The organism is Paenibacillus aceti (genome assembly GCF_003614185.1).
GTDB lineage: Bacteria > Bacillota > Bacilli > Paenibacillales > Paenibacillaceae > Fontibacillus > Fontibacillus aceti.
In genome coordinates this window covers 2,334,622-2,357,222 of sequence record NZ_KZ987724.1, presented here as the reverse complement: position 1 = coordinate 2,357,222, position 22,601 = coordinate 2,334,622, and the positions used below count along the sequence as shown (strand labels likewise).

The following is a 22,601-nucleotide window of genomic DNA, read 5'->3' as shown; positions in this document are numbered from 1 at the left end:
AATGATGGAGCCGATTTTACAAGTCAAAGATTTGCATGTCTCCTTCCAGGTTAAGGGCGGCGAAGTAAAGGCTGTTCGCGGTATGAACTTTGAAGTGGGTAAAGGGGAAACGGTTGCGATTGTCGGTGAATCCGGAAGTGGTAAGAGCGTAACGGCCCAAACGATCATGCGTCTGATTCCGTCCCCTCCGTCAATTGTTAAGCAAGGTGAAATCTTGTTCCAGGGACAAGATATATTGAAGAAAAGTAATAAGCAAATGGAAGCTATTCGTGGTAAAGATATTGGCATGATATTCCAAGACCCGATGACCTCCTTGAACCCTACGATTCGTATAGGTAAGCAAATTACTGAAGTACTCATTAAACATCAGAAAATGTCAGCGGGTGAAGCTAAGAAGCGTGCGATCGAAATGCTCAAGCTGGTCGGCATCAAGAATGCTGAAGCCCGTTTTAACCAATATCCTCATGAATTTTCCGGCGGGATGCGCCAACGTGCGATGATCGCTATTGCTCTGGCTTGCCGTCCGTCGTTGCTGATTGCCGATGAACCGACGACGGCGCTGGACGTTACGATTCAAGCTCAGATTATGGATGTTATGAAGGACATGCAGGAACGTCTGGGTACCTCGATCATCCTGATTACGCATGACCTTGGTGTCGTTGCCGGGATGTGTGACCGCGTCATCGTCATGTATGCAGGGGAAGTCGTAGAGAGCGGTACGAAATGGGAGATATTCAAGAATCCACAGCATCCTTATACCAAAGGCTTGCTGAGATCGATGCCGCGTCTCGATCAGAAGAAAGGCGAGCCGCTTATTCCTATTATCGGTACGCCTCCGGACTTGATTAAGCCGCCGATCGGTTGTCCTTTTGCAGCGCGCTGTGATAAAGCGATGAAGGTCTGCGAACGTATCGATCCGGAAGCTACTGTATTCAGCGATACGCACCTTGCACGCTGCTGGAATCTGCATCCGATGGCTAAGGAGGTGCATCCGAATGAGTAAAGGCAAGACTTTAATTGAAGTTGAAGGATTGAAGAAGTATTTTAATGTCGGCGGCGGGGGTGTCCTCAAGGCTGTTAATGATATCAGCTTCTCGATTGCCGAGGGGGAAACGCTAGGTCTCGTTGGTGAATCAGGCTGCGGTAAGTCTACAGCAGGACGCACGATTCTGCGCCTGTATGAACCGACTGCCGGTAGTGTAAGATTTAACGGCGTAGACATCAATACGCTTTCTCCAGGTAAAATGAAGGCGATGCGCCGCGATATGCAGATGATCTTCCAGGATCCATATGCATCTCTGAATCCGCGGTTTACGGTTACAGATATTATCGGTGAAGCGCTGGATATTCATAAGATGGCCGGCTCACGCAAAGAACGGAAGAAGCGGGTTGAGGAACTGCTTGATATGGTCGGACTTAACCCTGACCATGCGACCCGTTACCCGCATGAATTCTCCGGTGGTCAACGGCAGCGGATCGGGATTGCCCGTGCGCTGGCTGTTAATCCGAAGTTCATCATCTGTGACGAACCGATCTCTGCGCTCGACGTATCTATCCAGGCTCAAGTTGTCAACCTGCTGGAGGATTTGCAGAACCGTCTCGGACTGACTTATCTATTTATTGCGCATGACCTCTCGATGGTTAAGCATATCAGTGATCGCGTTGCCGTAATGTATCTGGGCCGGATCGTGGAATTGGCAGAGAGTGAAGAATTGTACGCCAACCCGCTCCATCCTTATACGAAAACACTGTTATCTGCGATCCCGATTCCCGATCCCGAGATTGAAGCGAATAAGAAGCGGATCATTCATGAAGATCATGGTAATGGACCGATCCACACCGACAAGGATGCTTCGGTCAGCGGTGGAACCTATGATTTGGAGAATTCCGAGCTGGTCGAGGTTTCGAAGGGCCATTTCGTCTCCATGCCTAAGAAGGGCTGATCCGATGTCAACTATAATAAGAATGAACTCTCACCTGGTATACTGGGGTGAGAGTTTTATTTTGGGCAGAAGCATGCATTTACTCGATGGCTTATGATATATTTTTAAGGGATCAGAGGATCACATAGAACGGAGGATTGCAACCTGATGAATATTGTGCAAGAGTCGCTAGCGTTGAATAAACCGCTCTCAGAGGCTTATCTTAATGATTTTTCGAGCGTTGAGCAATTATATCAATATGATGCTATGGCCGAGGCAAGCTGGAGAGAGAGACTGAACTGGCTGCAGGAATCGGAGCATTTGCGGATTCCCCGCAAACAGCTGGTTGAGAGGCTTCGTGAATATAATCGGGCGCATAATCCGCATGAGGCTGTCGCTGCGTCTTTGGATACTCTGGAGAAGCCGGGAACAGTGGTTATTGTGGGCGGACAACAGAGTGGCCTGTTCTCTGGGCCATTGCTCGTCATTTATAAAGCGGTCACGATTATTAAGGCCGCGCAGCAGGCTTCGCAGCAGCTGGATCATCCGGTTGTCCCGGTGTTCTGGATCGCTGGTGAGGATCATGATTGGGATGAAGTGAATCACACTTATGTATTGTCTCCGGAATTGTCCGTAACACGGGTCCGAATCGCACGCGAGACAGAGCAGCGGCTTCCGGTCAGTCTGAATCCTATTGCCAGTGAAGAGTGGGAGCAGGCGATTTCCGAACTCGAGCAGCTGCTACCGGAGACGGAGTTCAGACCGGGCTTGATGGAACTGCTCAGGCAGGTAACGGAAGGTGTCGCCTCGTTAAGCGATGCTTTTGCGAAGCTGATGGGAAGCTGGTTCGGCAAATACGGATTAGTACTGCTTGATTCGGCGGATCCGGTGCTTAGAGAGCTTGAAGCCCCTGTGTTTGAGCGGATGATCGACGACAATGACAGACTGGGAGCGGCGTACCGTGCGGCAGCTGATCTCTGTCAGACTCTCGGCTACCAGATGCAAGCGGATGTTGCGGAGGATGGAGCGAACCTGTTCTATATTCATGATAGCGAGCGGCTTCTGCTGTTTAAGCATCATGGGAGATTCAGTGATCGCAAAGGGAAAGTGAGCTTTACTGCGGATGAGCTGAAGGCCGAATTGAAGGAGCACCCCGAGCGGTTCAGTAATAATGTGCTGACGAGACCGCTGATGCAGGATAGTCTGCTGCCTGTGCTTGGTACGGTGCTTGGTACGGGGGAGATCGCCTATTGGGCCTTGACTGGATCGGCCTTTAAGGCATTCGGGCTGCGGATGCCGCTACTGCTTAACCGGGAGTCTTTTACTGTAATAGAAGGAACGCTGCATAAGCATATGGATAAATATAATCTGAGCTGGAATGATGTAAGCAATCCTGAGGTATTCGGGCAAAAGAGAGAGGCCTGGCTGGCGGAGCAGGATGGATTGCATCTGGATGATCGCTTCGAGCAGATCAAGCAGACCTTCACTGAGCTGTACGATCCGCTGATCGAGCAACTCGGCGACATTCAAGCCGGATTGATCAAGCTGGGCACAGCCAATCGCGAGAAGATCGTTGAACAGATGGAATATTTGCGCGGCCGTGCCAAGGATGCGCTCAGTAAGGCCAATTCTGCGGGCCTCAGGCATTTCGATCGCATCGAATTTTCGCTCTTCCCGCAGCATAAACCGCAGGAACGCGTCTATAATGTATTCTATTATTTGAACCGTTACGGAAGCAGCTGGATTGATAACCTGCTGGGAATTCCTTATGATATAACGGGAAAGCATCGTATCATTTATTTATAATATGAGCTCGGGAGGGAATTGAAATGAATAAAGCGGCGATTGAGAACAGTATTGTTACAGATATGCAGCTTGCTCCGGAGGGCCACTTGAAGATCGATTGGGTGGAAGCCCATATGCCTGTGCTATCCCGGATTCGCAAGCAGTTTGAAGCAGAGCAGCCATTCAAGGGACTAAAGGTAGCGATATCTCTCCACTTGGAGGCGAAGACGGCCTATTTGGCCAAGGTTGTACAGGCTGGTGGTGCGGAAGTGACGATTACGGGCAGTAATCCGCTGTCCACGCAGGATGATGTATGCGCCGCGCTGGTTGAGGATGGAGTTACAGTCTATGCCAAGTACAATCCAGATCCGGTTGAGTACAAGCAGTTGATGATCCGGGCCCTGGAGACGAAGCCGGATTTGATTATCGATGACGGCGGAGATCTGGTGACGATCCTCCATTCCGAACGTCCGGATCTGCTCGAGCAGGTTCGCGGGGGTGCGGAGGAGACAACGACCGGGATTCTGCGCCTGAAGGCGATGGACAAAGAAGGACAATTGAAATTCCCGATGATCGCTGTGAATGATGCATATTGTAAATATCTATTCGATAATCGCTACGGAACCGGGCAGTCGGTATGGGATGGCATCAACCGCACGACGAATCTGGTCGTCGCGGGTAAGACCGTCGTTGTGGTTGGCTACGGCTGGTGTGGTAAGGGCGTGGCGATGCGCGCCAAAGGTCTCGGCGCTAACGTAATCGTAACCGAAGTGGATGCGATCAAGGCGGTCGAGGCTTATATGGATGGCTTCCGGGTCATGCCGATGACAGAAGCAGCCCAAATCGGCGATTTCTTCGTCACGGTAACGGGGAATCGCGATGTGATTCGCGGGGAGCATTATGATGTTATGAAGGACGGAGCGATCCTGTCCAATGCTGGACACTTCGATGTAGAAGTGAACAAGCCGGAGCTTGCCGCGCGTTCTACTTCGATCAGGACGGTTCGCCGTAATATAGAAGAATATCAATTACAGGATGGCCGTAAGATTTACGTGCTTGCGGAAGGCCGCTTGGTGAATCTGGCGGCAGGCGATGGACATCCGGCGGAAATTATGGATATGACCTTCGCTCTGCAGGCGTTATCTCTTAAATATGTAAATGAGCAATATAAGCAAATAGGCAAGATGGTTGTCAACGTGCCTTATGAGCTGGATGAACAGGTGGCTCGCTTCAAGCTGGAGAGCCTGGGCGTCAATATTGATTCATTGTCAGAGGAACAGCGCGTGTATTTGGACAGCTGGCAGGAGCATTAAAGAGCACCAGGCCGACTTGAACGGTCTCTAGGTATAATAGCGATTTCAATGAGCAGGATTTCGAAGTTCTTTAACCTCGAAGCCTGCTCTTTTTATTATTCTTTTCTCTTTCATCCAATTACCAAATATTTTTTTTGCTTTTAGCAGGATTTTTCCTTAATATGTTGAATATAACCATCATTGTGGTGTAAAGTGGTGTAATGTGGGGGAAAGAGGATAGGGGTGAGCGAAGCCGATGTTTATGGGGGAATACCAACATAGCATTGATGAGAAGGGCCGTATCATCATTCCGGCCAAGTTTCGCGACCTTCTTGGTAGCTCTTTCGTCATTACCCGGGGTCTTGATCAGTGTCTGTTTGTCTATCCCATGCAAGAATGGGAGCAGCTGGAGCAGAAGCTCAAGACTTTGCCACTAATGAAATCCGATGCTCGTGCGTTCACTCGTTTCTTCTTCTCTGGAGCCACCGAATGTGAGTGGGATAAACAGGGAAGGGTAAATATACCCGGCAATTTAAGGCAGTATGCTGGGCTGGAGAAGGAGTGTGTTGTACTGGGCGTGTCGAATCGTGTTGAAATTTGGAGCCGTTCGACGTGGACACAGTATTTTGAGCAGTCGGAGGAGTCATTCAATGAAATCGCAGAGAAGCTAGTAGACTTCAATTTCGATTTGTAGGGAAATTCAAAAAATCCACTTTTGATCACGATGTTAATCAGGAAGCTATTCGACATCGAATCTTGAATTCAGTCGGGCCTTCCGGTGCTGAAAATCGGACTTTTTGAATTACATTTTAAAACAGTCTGGAGGGCTGCAGTCTTGTTCCATCACATCACGGTACTTAAAGCAGAGGCGACAGAAGGGCTGAGCATTAAGCCAGGCGGTATTTATGTAGATTGTACGCTGGGTGGCGGCGGCCATAGCTCAGTCATATTGTCGAAGCTTAACGCGGAAGGCAGGTTGATCGCCTTCGATCAGGACGATTGGGCGCATGAGAATGCCAAGGAGATGCTTGCTCCCTATGGAGATCGCCTCACCTTGGTAAGGAGTAATTTTCGCCATCTGCAGGAGAAATTGTTAGAGCTTGATTTTGTTCCAAAATATGAAGGTCTACCCCAGGTAGATGGTATTTTATTCGATTTGGGAGTATCTTCTCCCCAGTTCGATGAGGGTGAACGTGGATTCAGCTACAATGCAGATGCTCCGCTCGATATGCGGATGGATCAGTCTGCTGAACTCACGGCTCGACATATTGTGAATGAGTGGCCTGAACGTGAGATCGCCCGCATTCTGTTCCAGTACGGCGAGGAGAAATTCTCACGGAGAATTGCCAAGGTTATAGCAGACCAGCGCCAGTTGGCTCCGATTGAGACAACGGGTGAGCTGGTCGAATTAATCAAGGCAGGGATTCCCGCGGCGGCGAGAAGAACCGGAGGACATCCAGCCAAGCGCAGCTTCCAAGCATTGCGTATTGCGGTGAATGATGAATTGGGAGCGTTTGAGGAAGGGCTGCATGCGGCGGTCCGTTGTCTTGCTCCGGGTGGTCGGGCTTCGGTCATTACCTTCCACTCCTTAGAGGATCGGATCTGCAAGCAAATCTTCGCCAGCTATGTGGAGAAATGCACTTGCCCGCCTGATTTCCCAATGTGTGTATGCGGAGGCAAAGGACAACTGAAGTTGATCAATCGTAAACCGATTATTCCTTCGGAAGAGGAACTGGAATTTAATCCTCGGGCACGCTCGGCAAAATTGCGTGTGGCGGAGAAGCTGCAATATAACGTAGAAACAGCGGAGGGAAAGTAGATGGCGTATACACGCGGAAATTTAGCAGTTAAAGAGAATACGGCGGCACGTGGACAGAATCCTCGCTACCGTGAAACGACCAAGGTGGTCACACATCGTTCCCCGCTTCCCGTCCGCGAGAAGCTGCTGTACATGGCGACGATTATATTTTGTGTTGCTATAGCGGCCGGACTGTTATGGCAAAATTCACAATTATATGATATCAAACGCCAGGTTTTCAATCTGAATACAGATATTCAAAGCATTAGTGCTCAAGTGAAGGAATTGTCGATCCAGAGGGAGAAGCTGGAGGAGCGCATTCCTGAAGAAGCAGCTAAGCTGGGCTATGTTGAACCGCAAAACGAAGGAGTCCATGTTCAGGTCCCGACCGCTTCCATCCGATAAAAAAGTAATTAAGAGGTTTTTATTATGATAAAACGAATAAAGCTTCGCACACTGCTAATAGGGGGAGTCATCACCCTCTTTTTTGCTGTCTTGATGATAAGAGTGTTCTGGGTTCAGGTGGTTGAAGAGAATTTCTGGCAGAGCTATGCCGAAAATCAATGGTCCAAGAAGAAGGTCCTCACGGCAACGCGAGGGATGATTACGGACCGGAATGGCGATGTACTGGCCGTGGATGCTCCAGCTTATACTGTTGCGGTTAATCCGCAAGTTATCAATAAATATGGATTGCAGGAGGAGATCGTTCAAGGCTTACACGAACTGCTCAACAAGAATGAGGGTGAATTAAGAAAGCTTGTAAATGCCAAGCGAGAGGATGGTAGCTTCTATCCACAGCGTGAAGTAAGAAATGAGGGCTGGAAGATTGACCAGGAGCTTCGCGACAAGATCGAGAAATTCTCCGAGGAGCTTAAAAAGAAGCATGACATTCAGGACTCCGGTATTCTACTGATTAAGGAAACAAAACGCTATTATCCGAAAAATAGTCTGGCGGCGCATGTGCTTGGTTATACGAGTCGTGAAGGAGAAGCCGTTGCCGGAATTGAAGCTTACTATGATGAAGAACTGACGGGTCAGAATGGAGCGATCGAATACAAGAGCGATGGCCGAGGGATTGAGATTCCGAAAGCTAGTGAAGTATACACCCCGGCAAAAGATGGCAAAGAAATTCAGTTAACAATCGATGATACGATACAGTATTATATTGAGGATGCGATGCAAGAGGCCTTCAATCAGCTGAAGCCGATCAGTATGACGGTAATCGCGGCTGATCCGAAGACGATGGAGATTCTCGGGATGGCTAATTTGCCTAGCTATAATCCAAATGAGTATTGGGTGGATGCCGATCAAAAAAGCTTGAAGAATTTCTATAATCATGCGATCAAGTCGGTATATGAACCGGGTTCAACCTTTAAGATTGTGACCTTGGGCGCTGTGGTGCAGGAAGGGCTATTCCATCCTGACGATTATTATATGTCCGGTAGCATCCGCGTACCTGGACAGACGATCCGTGACATTCGGCGCTCGGGCTGGGGCAGTATCAAATACCTGGAAGGGGTTAAGCGTTCCAGTAACGTAGCCTTCGTTAAGCTGGGCTATGAGCTGCTGGGGCCTGATCTTATGAAGCAGTATGTCGATAATTTTGGCTTCGGTCAGAAGACGGGCATAGAATTACCAGGCGAGGCCAAGGGCGTCGTGTCTCCAGAGCAGCCTGCAGACTATGCGGCGATGACCTATGGTCATGGTAAGCTGCTGGTAACTCCATTGCAGCAGGTCGCTGCGGTTGCGGCTATCGCCAACGGCGGTAAATTGATGGAGCCACATATCGTCAAGTCGATTACAGACCCGCTTACCGGAGATAAGGAAGTGACGCAGCCTAAAGTCATAAGACAAGTTATTTCCCAGGAAAGTGCGAAGAAGACGAGCGAATATTTGGAACAGGTCGTCTCGGATTTGAAGATCGGTAGTGGGCGTCATGCTTATATCGATGGTTATCGGGTCGCAGGTAAGACAGGTACGGCAGTTAAGGTAGTCAACGGAGAGTACAACTACAATAAACAGGTCGTCTCCTTCATCGGATACGCTCCGGCGGATGATCCGAAGATTGCGATGCTGGTGCTGATCGATGAGCCTCAGGATTCCCATCTTGGCGGGGGGACGGCGGCGGCTCCGGTGTTCAAGAAGATCATTAACCAAACGCTGCAATATATGGGCGTCCCTAAGAAATTCAACAATAAGACATCCACAGATATCGCGAATAACGGTGTCAAGGCCCCTGATTTAAAGGGCTTGACGGCCCAGGATGCCAAGAATAAGCTGGCGGGATTAGGAATTAATTACGCCACTCTCGGTAAAGGAAGCAAGGTCGTCTCGCAATTTCCGAAATCCGGCTCCATCCTCAAGACCGGACAGCATATGTATCTGCTGACGGAAGAAGGAGATAAGGTCAACATCCCTAGCCTGAAGGGACAGTCTCTACGCGATGCGATGGAGCTGCTCTCGGCTATAGGCGTGGAGGCGAGAATCGAGGGCGAGGGATATGTCGTCTCCCAGACCTTGACGAAGGAGAATGGCAAGCGGCGAATAGACCTTGTGCTGGAGCCTACGCTTAAGGAAGAAGAGGAAGAAGCGGAGCAGGAGCAGCAGAATGAAGAGGCTGATGTTCCTGAAGATAATGCCGGAGAAAGCTCGGGTTCTTCCCCATAGCTTGTTCTAACCCCTGTTTGTCCTGAATATTTATGATATGAAACCAATCATGCTCAGGATGAAACAGGGGGGCAATTTTCAATGAAGATCTCCAAGCTTACCATTAGAAGAAGACTGTTCTTGCTGCTGTGTATGCTATGTGTGCTGTTTATGGCTCTAGTTGTCCGGCTTGCTTATGTACAGCTCGGCGAAGGAGCGGAGCTGTCGGCAAAGGCAGAGGATTCCTGGCGGCGAAATATTCCTTATTCTGCGAAACGCGGGGAGATCACTGATCGCAATGGCAATGTTCTCGCGTATAACGTTACCACTCCAACTGTTATGGCCATTCCGGTACAAGTGAAATCGCCGGAGACGACCGCACACAGTTTAGCGCCGCTGCTCGGAATGAGTGAGGATAAGGTGCTGAAGATCATAACCAAGAAAGAATCCATAGTCAGGTTACAGCCCGGAGGTCGCAAAATTACGATGGAAAAAGCACAGGAAATTCGTGATTTGGATCTGCCGGGTATTGTTGTTGCCGAGGACAATAAAAGATATTATCCTTATGGAGGACTTGCCGCCCATATTCTTGGATTCACCGGCGGCTATAATCAGGGTCTGACTGGTCTGGAAAAGAAATATGACAGCGAATTAAGCGGGATGAACGGAAGTGTCTCTTATCTGTCCGATGCCGGAGGAAGATTGATGCCGGGTTCCTCGGAGATCTATATGGAGCCCAGGGATGGGCTGAATTTGCAGCTGACGATCGACAAGTCGATTCAGAGCATCATAGAGCGGGAGCTCGATCAGGCGATGGCCAGGCTTAATGCCAATTCGGCGCTTACGATTGCGATGAACCCCAAGACGGGGGAAATCCTCGGCATGGCAGCCAGGCCCGGATACGAACCGGCCAGCTATCAGGAGGTAGATCCTCAGATATATAACCGGAATCTCCCGATCTGGATGACTTATGAGCCGGGCTCCACATTCAAAATCATTACCCTCGCGGCCGCTCTGGAGGAACAGAAGGTAGATTTACAGCATGATCACTTCTTTGACCCGGGCTTTACCAAGGTGGGGGGAGCTACCCTCCGCTGCTGGAAGAGAGGCGGGCATGGCAGTCAGACGTTCCTGCAGGTCGTGGAGAATTCCTGTAACCCAGGCTTTGTCGCTCTGGGCCAGCGGCTTGGTAAAGAGACGTTGTTCAAGTATATTAAAGATTTCGGCTTCGGCAGCAAGACGGGCATTGATCTCAGCGGCGAGGCGACCGGGATTCTGTTCAAATTGGCCAATGTCGGGCCAGTGGAGTTAGCGACCACCTCGTTCGGCCAAGGGGTCTCGGTGACACCTATTCAGCAAATTACCGCTGTATCCGCTGCTATCAATGGCGGGAAGCTATACAAGCCCTATGTGGCCAAGTCCTGGACGAACCCGGATTCGGGGCAGGTTGTTGATGCTACAGAGCCGCAGTTTGTGCGTCAGGTGATTTCTGAGGAAGCCTCGAAGAAAGTACGGGAGGCGCTGGAGAGCGTCGTGGCCAATGGCACCGGCGGCAATGCGTTTATCGATGGCTATCGCGTCGGAGGGAAGACAGGGACGGCTCAGAAGGTCATCAATGGCCGCTATTCAGCGAATGAGCATATCGTGTCCTTCATCGGCTTCGCTCCAGCGGATGATCCGCAGATCGTCGTATATACCGCCGTGGACAATCCGCAGGGAATTCAGTTTGGCGGCGTGGTAGCCGCTCCGATCGTGCGCAAGATTCTAGCGGATTCTCTCGATTACTTACAGATTCCGCCGCGCAAGGAGCAGGTCGCGAAGAAATATAAGTATAATGAGACACCGATCGTGACGGTCCCAGATTTAATCGGCTACACAACTCAGGATATCTATGAGGATATGAATACGAATTTTAATCTGGTGAAGTCGGGCGCTGGCTCTATCGTGATTAACCAGGCTCCTAAAGCGGGCACTAGAGTTGAACGCGGCTCGACCATCCGAATTTATATGGGGAGTGAATCTGAAGCTGAGCAGAACCATGAGCATGAATTTAAACAATCTCATGAGTAGCCTTAGATTTTACGATCCTGAAATTTATTAGTTTTGGCGATACTAGGATTAACATCGGTTGAAGATTTTGACGGAGGGGAAGAACTATGCTGCTTAAAGATTTAGCAACTTATTTAATAGCATCGGAAATATCGGGAGATGAGCATACAGACTGCCAGGGAATCTGCTTCGATTCCAGACAAGTGAAGCCGGGCGATCTGTTCCTCTGTCTGCCGGGTCACACGGTAGACGGTCATCAATATGCCAAGCAAGCCGCGGAGCAAGGGGCTAGCGCGCTTGTCGTGCAGCGCTTCCTGGAAGAGGTATCGCTGCCGCAATTGAAGGTGAAGGATAGCCGACTTGCTATGGCTGTACTGGGCAATGTGTTCTTCGATTATCCCAGCAATCGCTTGAAGGTAATCGGTATTACGGGGACGAACGGGAAGACGACGACGACCTATCTGATCGAGCGTATTCTGCTGGATCAAGACAAGAAGACCGGACTGATCGGCACGATCGAGCGGAGGTTTGACGGCAAGGCGGTACCGATGCCGCGCACGACCCCGGAAGCTCTCGACTTGCAGCGCTACTTGCATGAAATGGTGCAGGGGGGCGCCTCCCATTGTGTGATGGAGGTATCCTCCCATGCGCTTGAACAAGGCCGCGTGAAAGGCACTCATTTCCGTACCGCCGTCTTCATGAACCTGACCCAGGATCATCTGGACTATCATGAGACGATGGAAGCGTACATGGAAGCCAAGGGCTTGTTCTTCTCCCGTCTTGGCAACACATACCCTCAGGCTCCGGCTGAACGCAGCTATGCTGTGTTGAATGCGGATGATGCGGCTTCTGATTATTTCGCCAAGCAAACGTCCGCAGAGACGATTACTTACGGTGTGGAGCATGCGGCTGATGTCAGAGCTTCGAATATTTCGATAACAGCGAAAGGCACCTCCTTCCATGTGGAGACCTTCCGTGGCAATGCGGACATTACGCTACGGATGGTCGGCAAGTTTAATGTATACAATGCCCTCGCTGCCATAGCGGCGACCTTGCTGGAAGGAATCCCTCTGGAGAGCATCAAGGCGAGCCTGGAGGCGATCAAGGGCGTTGAAGGCCGGGTAGAGGCCGTGGATGAGGGTCAATCCTTCGCGGTGATCGTCGATTACGCCCATACCCCGGACGGTCTGGAGAATGTTCTGCGCACGGTGAATGAATTTGCTAAAGGTCGGGTGATTTGCGTCTTCGGCTGCGGCGGGGACCGTGACCGGAAGAAGCGCCCGATCATGGGCAGGATCGCTGCGAAATATGGCGATCATGTCATTATAACCTCGGATAATCCGCGGACAGAGAACCCGACATTGATATTGAAGGACATTGAGGCCGGACTAGTAGAGGACCATGTTCCACTAGAGCGCTATGAGCTGATCGTAGACCGCCATGCAGCGATTCAAAAGGCTATTGAAATGGCAAGCCATGACGATGTAGTATTGATTGCGGGGAAAGGACATGAGACCTATCAGATTATCGGCAAGGAAGTGCATGATTTCGATGATCGTCTCGTGGCCAAAGAAGCGATAAGGGGTTTAGCAAAGTGATAAAAAGAAAATTAGCGGACATCGCTGCGATGTGCGGTGGACAGGTAGCGAATGCCGATGATAACAATCTAATCATTCAAGGAGTTATTACCGACTCCAGACGTATTGAACAGGGCTGCTTATTCGTGCCGCTGTCTGGCGAGCGCTTCGACGGGCATGCCTTTGTCGCGGATAGTCTGGCGAGCGGAGCCAGCGCCACGTTGTGGGAGAGGATTAAGGGAAATCCGCCTGGGCCTGCCATTCTGGTCGACGATGCCCTTGAAGCGCTGCAGCGTCTTGCCAAGAGCTATCTTGCTGCGACTGAGGCCAAGGTGGTCGGAATTACGGGCAGCAACGGGAAGACGACGACGAAGGATCTGCTCTATTCCCTGTTGGCAACTACTTATAGAGTGCATAAGACAGGGGGGAACTACAACAATCATATCGGACTACCGCTAACCATTCTGGCGATGCCGGAGGATACCGAGATCGCCGTGCTTGAAATGGGCATGAGCGGCCGCTATGAAATAGAGTTCCTTTCAAAGCTGGCTGAACCGGAAGCGGTCATTGTCACGAATATCGGCGAGTCGCATTTGCAACAACTCGGCTCCCGGCTGGAAATCGCCCGGGCCAAGCTGGAGATTCTATCCGGGCTGAAGGCAGGGGGGCTGTTCGTATACAATGGGGACGAACCTTTGATCCAGGAAGTATTGGCCGATTCGGATACACCGAAGCCGGAGCAGCTGCATACACTGACTTTTGGTTTAAATGGAAATAATGATATTTATCCGAGTGGAATCATGTTCCTGGAGCATGGCACCATGTTCACCTTGAAAGAGGGCGAGACGCCTTTTGAGCTGCCGCTGCTCGGTGAGCATAATGTAGTCAATGGTCTTGCGGCCATCGCTGTGGCGAGACATTATGGCATCGCGGACACCGCGATCCGGGAAGGTCTGAAGCATGCGGAATTGACAGGAATGCGGATCGAGATCGTCCAAGGGGATAACGGGGTTACGATTCTGAATGATGCCTATAACGCAAGCCCTACATCAGCCAAAGCGGCGATCGATGTACTGAAGACGATGAAGGGCTACCGTAACAAAATCGCCGTACTCGGGGATATGCTTGAGCTCGGAGAGGACGAAGTGCGATTCCATCAAGAAGTGGGCGAATTTCTGACACCAGAGAATACGGATCTACTGTTCACATACGGAAGGCTGGGCCGGGAAATCGCCGCCGGAGCGAAGAAGCATCTGCTTCCGGACAATATTTATGCATACGATGACAAGAGCGAGCTTATTCATAAGTTAATCAGTCTACTTCATCCGAAGGATATTATACTGGTGAAGGCCTCACGCGGAATGAAGCTTGAAGAAGTCGTCGAAGCGGTCAAACATAGCGAATTACATCAATAATACCGGCGAGAGGAGGGTGATCCCATGGATTACGGACTTATCTTATTAACGATTGGAGTATCTTTTATTTTAGCTGTCATATCAGCCCCTATATTAATCCCTATATTGCGACGGATGAAATTCGGTCAGCAAATTCGCGTAGAAGGGCCACAGAGCCATCAGAAGAAAGCGGGCACGCCTACGATGGGCGGCGTCGTCATTATTTTAGCGTTCACTATTGCATATTTGAAATTCTCGGTAGTGAATACGGACTTCTACGTTCTGCTGGTAGCAACGCTCGGATTCGGGCTGGTCGGGTTCCTCGATGATTACATTAAAATTGTATTCAAACGATCCTTGGGACTGACACCTAAGCAAAAACTGATTGGACAACTGATATTCGCCGGTATTGTATGTGCATTGCTTATATCGGGAGGACATAGTACAGCGATCGGCATTCCGGGAACAGGCTTCTCATTCGACCTGGGGCCTTGGTTCTATTATCCTTTTATCATTGTGATGATGCTGGCGATCAGCAACGCGGTGAACTTTACCGATGGGCTGGACGGTCTCTTATCCGGTGTCAGCGCCATTGCCTTTGGCGCCTATGCGATCATCGCGATGCAAGCTACTTCGATGGTAGCGGCGGTTTGCGCCGCAGCTATGATCGGAGCGGTGCTTGGATTTCTTGTGTTCAATGCTCATCCGGCCAAGGTGTTTATGGGTGACACCGGTTCGCTCGGAATCGGCGGGGCGATCGCGGGGATTGCCATCGTCACGAAGAGTGAATTGTTATTTCTAGTCATCGGCGGAATATTCGTGATTGAAATGCTGTCTGTCGTATTACAGGTAGTTTCTTTCAAAACTCGTGGTAAACGTATTTTTAAAATGAGCCCGATCCATCACCATTTTGAATTGTCCGGCTGGTCGGAATGGCGCGTCGTTGTGACATTCTGGGCTGTCGGCCTAGTATTAGCGGTTGTTGGACTCTATTTGAACAAGGGGTTGTAGAGATGAATCATCCAGAACAATATCGGGGACGGCAGGTTGTCGTCCTCGGTTTAGCAAAAAGCGGTGTAGAGGTAGCCAAGATCCTTCATCATTATGGAGCGATAGTTACCGTAAACGATAGGAAGACGCGCGAAGAGAGTCCCGAAGCATCTGAATTAGAGGCTTTGGGAATTTCTGTTGTATGCGGGGGACATCCGGACGGACTGATCTCTCCATCGGTAGAGCTGGTTGTGAAGAATCCCGGCATACCGTACAGTGCTCCGCCTGTCGTGAAGGCGCTGGAGCTCGGCATCGATGTCGTGACGGAGGTCGAGGTGGCCTATCATCTGAGCAAGGCCCCGATCATCGGAATCACGGGCTCGAACGGAAAGACGACAACGACGACCTGGATTGGCAAGCTGCTGGAAGCTGCTGGGCTTCAGCCCATCGTGGCGGGAAATATCGGTACTCCACTCTGCGTAGCTGCCGAGAGCGCAGAGGCGGAGAACTGGCTCGTAGCCGAGCTTAGCAGCTTTCAATTGAAGGGGACGCAGGATTTCCGACCCAAGGTGGGGGTGCTGCTGAATATTGCCGAGACGCATCTGGATTATCATGGGTCGATGGACGATTATATCGCTTCAAAAGTCAAGCTGTTTGCGAATCAGACATCCTCCGATATCGCTATCGTGAATTGGGATGATCCGGTATGTCGTCAGCTTGTGTCTCATCTGAAGGCGAGACCTATCCCTTTCTCGATGACGGAAGAACTGACGGAAGAGGGGGTATTCGTCACGCCTGCCTTCATTTCCGGTGTCGAGGATGAACGGGAACGGACCATCGTATACCGCGATTCGGAAGGGAAGCTCCATTCGATTATTGCTGTCCACGATATCGGTCTGCCTGGGCGGTTCAACGTCGGGAATGCGCTGGCTGCGGTCGCCGCTTGCATAGCGGCTGGTGCGCCATGTGAGCCGCTGGCGGAGCCGCTACGTACTTTCAGAGGGGTAGAGCATCGGCTTGAGTTTGTCGAAGTGAAGCATGACGTTACTTATTACAACAATTCCAAGGCAACGAATGGCAAAGCGACGATGATGGCTCTGGGCGCGTTGAATCAACCGATCGTTCTGATCGCTGGTGGTCTCGATCGGGGGTCTGACTATATGGAGCTATTGCCTGCCTTCAAGGAGAAGGTCAAAGCGGTGGTAGCTCTTGGACAGACGAAGGAGAAAATCGCCAAGGTAGCTGAACTGGCGGGTCTAAGCGATATCGCCATTGTCGATACTGTTGACAGTGCCGCCGATACGCTGCGCAACGCGATTACGCAGGCTGCTGAATTCGCCAAGCCCGGAGATATCGTCTTATTATCTCCTGCCTGCGCCAGCTGGGACATGTTCAAATCCTATGAAGAGCGTGGACGCATTTTTAAAGAGGCGGTGCATACCCTTTAAGTAGGGGGGTGGAAAAGCCCCTACTTCTTTTAAAAAAGGTGGCTGCCACGATGGAGAAGAGCCGAAAGGCGCCGGATTTCTGGCTGTTAGCCAGCATTTTATCCTTGCTGACGATCGGAATTGTGATGGTATATAGCGCGGGCTCCGTGCTCGGTTTTCATGATTACGGTGATTCCTTTTATTTTGTAAAACGTCAGGCATTATTCGCTGTTCTCGGCCTTGTAGCGATGTTCTTCATGATGAATCTCGATTATCGCTTGCTGAAGAGGTATGCGAAGCTTGGATTAATCGTCTGCTTCTGTCTGCTTGTGATCGTACTGATCCCTGGAATCGGTGTCGTGCGAGGCGGAGCGAGGAGCTGGCTCGGCATCAGTTCATTCGGCATTCAGCCCTCCGAGTTCATGAAGCTCGGCATGATTCTGTTCCTGTCGTATTTGCTTAGTCAAGAGAATTATAGAATTACCAATTTTACTAGGGGGCTGCTGCCTCCGTTGGGCATCATCGGCCTGGCCTTCGGTATGATCATGCTGCAGCCAGACCTGGGGACCGGTACGGTCATGCTAGGAGCTTCGATGCTGATCGTATTCACGGCTGGAGCCAGAATCAAGCATTTGGCGGGTTTGGCTGCCGTAGGCGCAGTCGGGTTCGTCGGGCTTATTCTGGCGGCTCCATATCGCCTGGCGAGAATTACAGCCTTCCTTGACCCGTGGTCCGATCCGCTTGGCGCGGGCTATCAGATCATTCAATCTCTGTATGCCATCGGACCAGGCGGCCTGGCTGGGCTGGGTCTGGGGATGAGCAGGCAGAAGTACAGCTATGTGCCAGAACCGCAGACTGACTTTATCTTCTCCATCCTGGCGGAAGAGCTTGGCTTCATCGGCGGACTGCTCGTGCTGATGCTGTTCCTGATTCTGATCTGGCGCGGCATGAGAGTAGCGATGACGGTGGACGATACGTTCGGAAGTTTACTGGCGGTGGGGATCGTTGGTATGGTAGGGGTGCAGGTTGTGATCAATATCGGTGTCGTTATCGGTCTGATGCCGGTAACCGGCATTACTTTACCGCTGATAAGCTATGGAGGCTCCTCGTTGACGCTGATGCTTACAGCTCTAGGTATTTTACTTAATTTATCCCGTTTTGCGAGGTGAAAGTATGCGTGTCGTATTAAGCGGCGGCGGTACAGGGGGACATATCTACCCTGCGCTGGCTGTTGCCAATGAATGCGCTCTGGAAGAGCCTAATTCAGAATTTCTATATATCGGCGGTCAGAAAGGACTGGAGAACTCTATCGTTCCGAAGGCGGACATCGCTTTTAAGTCGATTGAGATCACCGGCTTTCGCCGTAAATTATCCTTTGAAAATGTGAAGACTGTGATGCGCTTTCTAAAAGGGGTGCAACAGTCCAAGAAAATGCTGCGCGAATTCAAGCCTGATGTTGTCATCGGTACCGGCGGATATGTGTGTGGTCCGGTAGTCTATGCAGCAGCGAAGCTGGGCATTCCTTCAATCATTCATGAACAGAATGCGGTACCTGGATTGACGAATCGATTCTTGAGCAAATATGTAGATACGGTAGCGGTTAGCTTCGAGGAATCGATGTCCTTATTCCCGGGAACGAAGCATGTCATCTATACGGGCAATCCGCGCGCGACGACGGTTGTTTCTGCTGACAAGAATAAAGGCTATGAGTCGCTCGGCGTATCGAGAAATCGTCCGATTGTGCTGCTGGTTGGCGGCAGTCAAGGGGCGAGAGCGATCAATGAAGCGATGGTGCAAATGGCTTCGGAGCTGGATAAATTGCCGGAAATCACATTTGTGTATGTGACAGGCAACAATTATTACGAACCGACGTTAAAAACAATAGAGAGCAAGCTGGGGCGCTTACCTGACAATCTGCTGATCCTGCCCTATGTTCATAACATGCCGGAGGTGCTGGCCGCGACTTCGCTGATCGTGAACCGTGCCGGAGCTTCCTTCCTGGCGGAGATCACTTCTCTGGGCATCCCGTCGATCCTCATTCCTTCGCCGAATGTGACGAATAACCATCAGGAGAAGAATGCCCGATCCCTCGAAAAGGCAGGCGCAGCGGAAGTAATTCTGGAGCCGGAGCTTAGCGGTCAAGGGTTATTCGAGAAGATCCAGCGGATCATGAAGGATACCCGCTTGCATGGGACTATGTCATCAGCCTCCCGCGGACTTGGCAAGCCTGATTCGGCTCATTTGATCGTCACGGAGATGAAGAGATTGTCCAGCAAGCAGAAGCAGGCATAAATACAGGCTTGTCACAAGACGTTGAAGCCGAGCCAGGATGGGCTTGCATCAGTGCCGTCTGGGCGATTGTCACACTCTCCAGCAGGGAGGCATAAGATACCCTATACATCGTGACGATCTTCAAGCGGAGACTCAAGAGGTTCGGTAGAGAATCGGACTTCTTGAACACGCACTTAAAAGGACCTTAACAGGAGTGAGCGTTCTTGGTAAGTTCAGTTCGGCCGCAGGCAGAATCCAGTTTCCCGGCAGACCTATCCATGTACAAGATCAAGGGGGAATTTATGATGCAGCAATGGTTAGCGGAGTTATCACAGCTCGATGTAGGAGAGATTCTGCTGGACGAACCGCTGTCGAAGTACACGACCTGGAAGATAGGCGGCCCTGCAGATGCGATGATCACCCCGGGCGATACGGCACAGCTGGCGAATCTCGTTGCTGCACTGCATCGGCGGCAAATTCCCTGGATGATTATCGGGAAAGGCTCCAATCTGCTCGTCTCAGATAAGGGCATCCGCGGCGTTGTCATCAAGCTGGGGAGAGAATTTGAAGAGATCGGGTTTCAAGGGACCGAGGCTTGGGCTGGTGGTGCTGCTTCCCTCGTCAGATTAAGTATTATGGCGGGCAAGCAGGGATTAACCGGTCTTGAGTTCGCCGGAGGCATCCCGGGTACGGTAGGCGGAGCTGTCTGTATGAACGCTGGCGCTCATGGGTCCGATTTGTCACGCATATTCAAATCCGCTGAAATTGTTCTGGAGACAGGTGAATTGGTTACTTGCAGTGCAGAGGAGATGAGGTTCTCTTATCGCCATTCCATACTGCAGGAGCAACCCGCTATTATGGCGCGCGCATGCCTTGAGCTGAAGAAGGGGGACCGCCTGGAAATTGCCGCCGCGATGGCTGCATACAAGGACCGTCGCCGGAAAACCCAGCCGTTGCAGCAGCCGTGCGCGGGGAGCGTGTTCCGCAATCCGCCGGGGGATTATTCCGCCAGGCTGATTGAGGCAGCCGGACTTAAAGGGCTGCGTGTAGGCGGAGCCGAAGTATCCGGACTGCATGCCAATTTCATCATCAACACCGGGCAAGCGACAGCAGAGGACGTTCTTTCGCTCATCGAGCAGATCAAGGACACAATAGCTTCGAAATATGGAGTTCAATTGGTGCCAGAGGTTTTCTTCGTGGGCGATCGGTAAACTCGGAGGTGATACATTGGACAAATTGGTGATCGAAGGCGGGAGGCCCTTGTCGGGATCCATACGTATCCATGGCGCGAAAAATGCCGCACTGCCTATTCTGGCTGCCAGCCTGATGTGCGAGGGGCGGGTGCAGCTTGGCAATGTCCCTCGCCTGCTCGATATCGACGTGATGCTCGGCATATTGAGCCGATTGGGATGCGCAGTAGTCACGCAAGGTGATACCGTCATCGTTGACGCCAGTGGTGCTAATTCCAGCCATGTGCCGGAAGATTTAATGAAGCAAATGAGATCGTCTATTTTCCTCATGGGTCCTTTGCTGGCTCGGTTCGGAGAGGTTTGCATTTATCAGCCGGGCGGCTGTGCGATCGGGGAGAGAAAGATTGATCTGCATCTGCGCGGGCTTGCGGCGCTCGGTGCCAAGATTGAAGAGAATGATCATCAGATTTGGTGCAGAGCGACTAAGCTGATGGGAAATGATATTCATCTTGATTTTCCTAGTGTCGGAGCGACGGAGAATATTATGATGGCTGCTGCGCTGGCCGAAGGGACGACGGTCATTAGCAATGCCGCACGCGAACCCGAAATTCAGGATTTACAGCATTTCTTGAATTCGATGGGAGCTAGAATTATCGGAGCTGGAACGGATACGATAACGATTCAGGGGGTCGCCTCGCTGGAGCCTTGCGATTATCAGATCATCCCTGACCGGATCGTAGCAGGAACCGCGCTAATTGCAGCTGCGGCAACGCGGGGAAGCATAACTGTGACGCACTGTAATCCCGCTCATCTTACGTCCTTGATTCATGTACTGCGCCGCTCCGGTGTTCAAATAGGGGCATACAATGATATAATATCCGTGAGCAGCGCGCATAGGCCGAAGGCGGTTGAGAAAATTATCACTTCACCTTATCCTTCCTTTCCAACCGACCTGCAGTCTCAGATCATGGTGCTGCTGTCTCTGGCAGACGGACTTAGCCTCATGAAGGAGACGGTCTTCGAAGGCCGATTGAGACATGTCGATGAATTAGTGCGAATGGGAGCCGATATTTCAGTCGATTTGAATACGGCGTTCATACGCGGTGTACCAAGACTATATGGAGCGACGGTAGAAGCGACGGATCTGCGGGCTGGGGCGGCGTTGGTCATTGCTGGTCTGGCCGCACAAGGCCGAACAGTGGTAGAGCAGATTCATCACATCGATCGCGGCTATGAGCATATCGAATTGATGTTCGGGCGGCTGGGCGGCGTTATGCGCCGCGAGAACACAGCGTTGAAGCAGTTGGATCTGGCTTAATAGATTTGAAAGCCTGGTATTATTCCCCTCCTGCGGAGGGGATATAGGCCTATTGAGGTCATTTATAATAAGAATAGTATTATGCGGAGAAAGAAAATATGATGCTAAAAGTGAATGTACCTACTCTCAAGGAGCCAAGACCCAAAAAGAAGAGCAGCCGCAAAATTATGGTGATTCTCATTTTACTGTTTATCGCCATACTATGCGTCCTATTCTTCCGCTCCTCGTTGAGTAAAATCTCGGATATAACTTTCCAAGGTAATGTATTCGCTACCGAGACAGAAATGCTGAGTGCTAGCGGGCTTGAGGTTGGCGCTCCCTTCTTCGGGACAAGCTCTGACAAGGTAGAGACCAGATTGGCCAAGCTCCCTTCGATCGAAGAAGCTACGGTCAAGAAGTCCTTTCCGGGATCGATCACGATTACGATCAAAGAGTATCCGCTGGCCGCTTATCAGTTGACTTCGGATGGTTCACTCCGGGGGTTCCTGGCGAATGGGACGATGATCACGCTGAAGAATGGGACGATGCCGATGGAGAAGCCGATCTTGACCGGCTGGTCGTCAGATGATCCTAATCTGGGCAAGCTGTGCACTGTGCTGGCGCAAATTCCAGATTCATTGACCTCGGACATTTCCGAGATTACGCCTTCACCGACCTTGTCCTATCCTGATCGCATCAAGATCTATACCCGATCTCACTTTGAAGTGATCTCGGCGATCTCGCTGCTTCCGGCCAAGGTGGAATATATGAATACGATATTGGAAGCGCAGGACCCTGGAACATTGACAATGCTGGAAGCAGACTCGTATATCCCATTTAATCAGGATGAAGGCAAGGAAAACGATGAAAATGATACTACTCATCCGTGAAAATCAATGGTAAAATACATTTTATGGACAAGTTTCCTTTCTCCTTCTTTTTTCTCTTCCTTTCAGCAGGTTT

18 protein-coding genes are annotated in these 22,601 nt (G+C 50.9%); all 18 read left to right on the top strand.

Annotation, left to right across the window (positions count from 1 at the left end; translation table 11 throughout):
* Positions 1–4 precede the first annotated feature (4 nt).
* The 18 genes from BFJ94_RS10645 to BFJ94_RS10560 all read left to right on the top strand — a co-directional run bounded on the left by BFJ94_RS10645 (position 5) and on the right by BFJ94_RS10560 (position 22,528).
* Positions 5–1,003 (top strand): ABC transporter ATP-binding protein, encoded by a 999-nt coding sequence (locus BFJ94_RS10645; protein ID WP_120462652.1) that lies wholly within the window; start codon positions 5–7, stop codon positions 1,001–1,003.
* On the top strand, positions 996–1,943 hold the full coding sequence (locus tag BFJ94_RS10640; protein WP_120462651.1) for an ABC transporter ATP-binding protein: 948 nt from the start codon (positions 996–998) through the stop codon (positions 1,941–1,943). The genes BFJ94_RS10645 and BFJ94_RS10640 overlap by 8 nt, the downstream gene beginning before the upstream one ends.
* A gap of 147 nt (positions 1,944–2,090) precedes the next feature.
* Entirely contained in the window at positions 2,091–3,728 is a 1,638-nt protein-coding gene (gene bshC, locus BFJ94_RS10635; RefSeq protein WP_120462650.1) for a bacillithiol biosynthesis cysteine-adding enzyme BshC, read from the top strand.
* A gap of 23 nt (positions 3,729–3,751) precedes the next feature.
* Positions 3,752–5,020, top strand: a complete 1,269-nt coding sequence (locus BFJ94_RS10630) for an adenosylhomocysteinase (protein ID WP_120462649.1) — start codon at positions 3,752–3,754, stop codon at positions 5,018–5,020.
* Between the two features lie 235 nt (positions 5,021–5,255).
* Positions 5,256–5,693: a division/cell wall cluster transcriptional repressor MraZ gene (mraZ, locus tag BFJ94_RS10625; protein WP_120462648.1), complete on the top strand. Its 438-nt coding sequence runs from the start codon at positions 5,256–5,258 to the stop codon at positions 5,691–5,693.
* A 141-nt stretch (positions 5,694–5,834) separates the two neighbouring features.
* Complete coding sequence (rsmH, locus tag BFJ94_RS10620; RefSeq protein ID WP_120462647.1) at positions 5,835–6,818, top strand: 16S rRNA (cytosine(1402)-N(4))-methyltransferase RsmH; 984 nt, start codon at positions 5,835–5,837, stop codon at positions 6,816–6,818.
* Complete coding sequence (locus BFJ94_RS10615) at positions 6,819–7,202, top strand: hypothetical protein (protein ID WP_120462646.1); 384 nt, start codon at positions 6,819–6,821, stop codon at positions 7,200–7,202.
* Positions 7,203–7,226: 24 nt separating this feature from the next.
* The gene (locus BFJ94_RS10610) at positions 7,227–9,464 is read left to right on the top strand and encodes a penicillin-binding transpeptidase domain-containing protein (protein WP_120462645.1); all 2,238 of its coding nucleotides are present in this window, start codon (positions 7,227–7,229) and stop codon (positions 9,462–9,464) included.
* An 81-nt stretch (positions 9,465–9,545) separates the two neighbouring features.
* Positions 9,546–11,513: a stage V sporulation protein D gene (locus BFJ94_RS10605; protein ID WP_120462644.1), complete on the top strand. Its 1,968-nt coding sequence runs from the start codon at positions 9,546–9,548 to the stop codon at positions 11,511–11,513.
* Positions 11,514–11,599: 86 nt separating this feature from the next.
* Positions 11,600–13,090 (top strand): UDP-N-acetylmuramoyl-L-alanyl-D-glutamate--2,6-diaminopimelate ligase, encoded by a 1,491-nt coding sequence (locus tag BFJ94_RS10600; RefSeq protein ID WP_120462643.1) that lies wholly within the window; start codon positions 11,600–11,602, stop codon positions 13,088–13,090.
* Positions 13,090–14,484 carry a UDP-N-acetylmuramoyl-tripeptide--D-alanyl-D-alanine ligase gene (locus BFJ94_RS10595; RefSeq protein ID WP_120465186.1) on the top strand — a complete coding sequence of 465 codons (1,395 nt, stop codon included), beginning with the start codon at positions 13,090–13,092 and terminating at the stop codon, positions 14,482–14,484. The genes BFJ94_RS10600 and BFJ94_RS10595 overlap by 1 nt, the downstream gene beginning before the upstream one ends.
* A 24-nt stretch (positions 14,485–14,508) precedes the next feature.
* Positions 14,509–15,474, top strand: coding sequence for a phospho-N-acetylmuramoyl-pentapeptide-transferase (gene mraY, locus BFJ94_RS10590; protein ID WP_120462642.1), 966 nt, complete (start codon positions 14,509–14,511; stop codon positions 15,472–15,474).
* 2 nt (positions 15,475–15,476) lie between these two features.
* Complete coding sequence (murD, locus tag BFJ94_RS10585) at positions 15,477–16,901, top strand: UDP-N-acetylmuramoyl-L-alanine--D-glutamate ligase (protein ID WP_120462641.1); 1,425 nt, start codon at positions 15,477–15,479, stop codon at positions 16,899–16,901.
* A 50-nt stretch (positions 16,902–16,951) separates the two neighbouring features.
* Positions 16,952–18,049, top strand: coding sequence for a stage V sporulation protein E (gene spoVE / locus BFJ94_RS10580; RefSeq protein ID WP_120462640.1), 1,098 nt, complete (start codon positions 16,952–16,954; stop codon positions 18,047–18,049).
* A 4-nt stretch (positions 18,050–18,053) separates the two neighbouring features.
* Entirely contained in the window at positions 18,054–19,172 is a 1,119-nt protein-coding gene (murG, locus tag BFJ94_RS10575; protein WP_120462639.1) for an undecaprenyldiphospho-muramoylpentapeptide beta-N-acetylglucosaminyltransferase, read from the top strand.
* Positions 19,173–19,456: 284 nt separating this feature from the next.
* Positions 19,457–20,362 (top strand): UDP-N-acetylmuramate dehydrogenase, encoded by a 906-nt coding sequence (gene murB, locus BFJ94_RS10570; protein WP_120465185.1) that lies wholly within the window; start codon positions 19,457–19,459, stop codon positions 20,360–20,362.
* A 16-nt stretch (positions 20,363–20,378) separates the two neighbouring features.
* On the top strand, positions 20,379–21,659 hold the full coding sequence (murA, locus tag BFJ94_RS10565; protein ID WP_120462638.1) for a UDP-N-acetylglucosamine 1-carboxyvinyltransferase: 1,281 nt from the start codon (positions 20,379–20,381) through the stop codon (positions 21,657–21,659).
* 101 nt (positions 21,660–21,760) lie between these two features.
* Positions 21,761–22,528, top strand: a complete 768-nt coding sequence (locus BFJ94_RS10560; protein ID WP_120465184.1) for a cell division protein FtsQ/DivIB — start codon at positions 21,761–21,763, stop codon at positions 22,526–22,528.
* The last annotated feature ends 73 nt before the right edge of the window (positions 22,529–22,601 follow it).

Coding starts and splice junctions, on each gene's coding strand:
- BFJ94_RS10645 (WP_120462652.1), top strand. CDS start 5: ATGGAGCCGATTTTACAAGTCAAAGATTTGCATGTCTCCTTCCAGGTT.
- BFJ94_RS10640 (WP_120462651.1), top strand. CDS start 996: ATGAGTAAAGGCAAGACTTTAATTGAAGTTGAAGGATTGAAGAAGTAT.
- bshC (WP_120462650.1), top strand. CDS start 2,091: ATGAATATTGTGCAAGAGTCGCTAGCGTTGAATAAACCGCTCTCAGAG.
- BFJ94_RS10630 (WP_120462649.1), top strand. CDS start 3,752: ATGAATAAAGCGGCGATTGAGAACAGTATTGTTACAGATATGCAGCTT.
- mraZ (WP_120462648.1), top strand. CDS start 5,256: ATGTTTATGGGGGAATACCAACATAGCATTGATGAGAAGGGCCGTATC.
- BFJ94_RS10615 (WP_120462646.1), top strand. CDS start 6,819: ATGGCGTATACACGCGGAAATTTAGCAGTTAAAGAGAATACGGCGGCA.
- BFJ94_RS10610 (WP_120462645.1), top strand. CDS start 7,227: ATGATAAAACGAATAAAGCTTCGCACACTGCTAATAGGGGGAGTCATC.
- BFJ94_RS10605 (WP_120462644.1), top strand. CDS start 9,546: ATGAAGATCTCCAAGCTTACCATTAGAAGAAGACTGTTCTTGCTGCTG.
- BFJ94_RS10600 (WP_120462643.1), top strand. CDS start 11,600: ATGCTGCTTAAAGATTTAGCAACTTATTTAATAGCATCGGAAATATCG.
- mraY (WP_120462642.1), top strand. CDS start 14,509: ATGGATTACGGACTTATCTTATTAACGATTGGAGTATCTTTTATTTTA.
- murD (WP_120462641.1), top strand. CDS start 15,477: ATGAATCATCCAGAACAATATCGGGGACGGCAGGTTGTCGTCCTCGGT.
- spoVE (WP_120462640.1), top strand. CDS start 16,952: ATGGAGAAGAGCCGAAAGGCGCCGGATTTCTGGCTGTTAGCCAGCATT.
- murG (WP_120462639.1), top strand. CDS start 18,054: ATGCGTGTCGTATTAAGCGGCGGCGGTACAGGGGGACATATCTACCCT.
- murB (WP_120465185.1), top strand. CDS start 19,457: ATGCAGCAATGGTTAGCGGAGTTATCACAGCTCGATGTAGGAGAGATT.
- BFJ94_RS10560 (WP_120465184.1), top strand. CDS start 21,761: ATGCTAAAAGTGAATGTACCTACTCTCAAGGAGCCAAGACCCAAAAAG.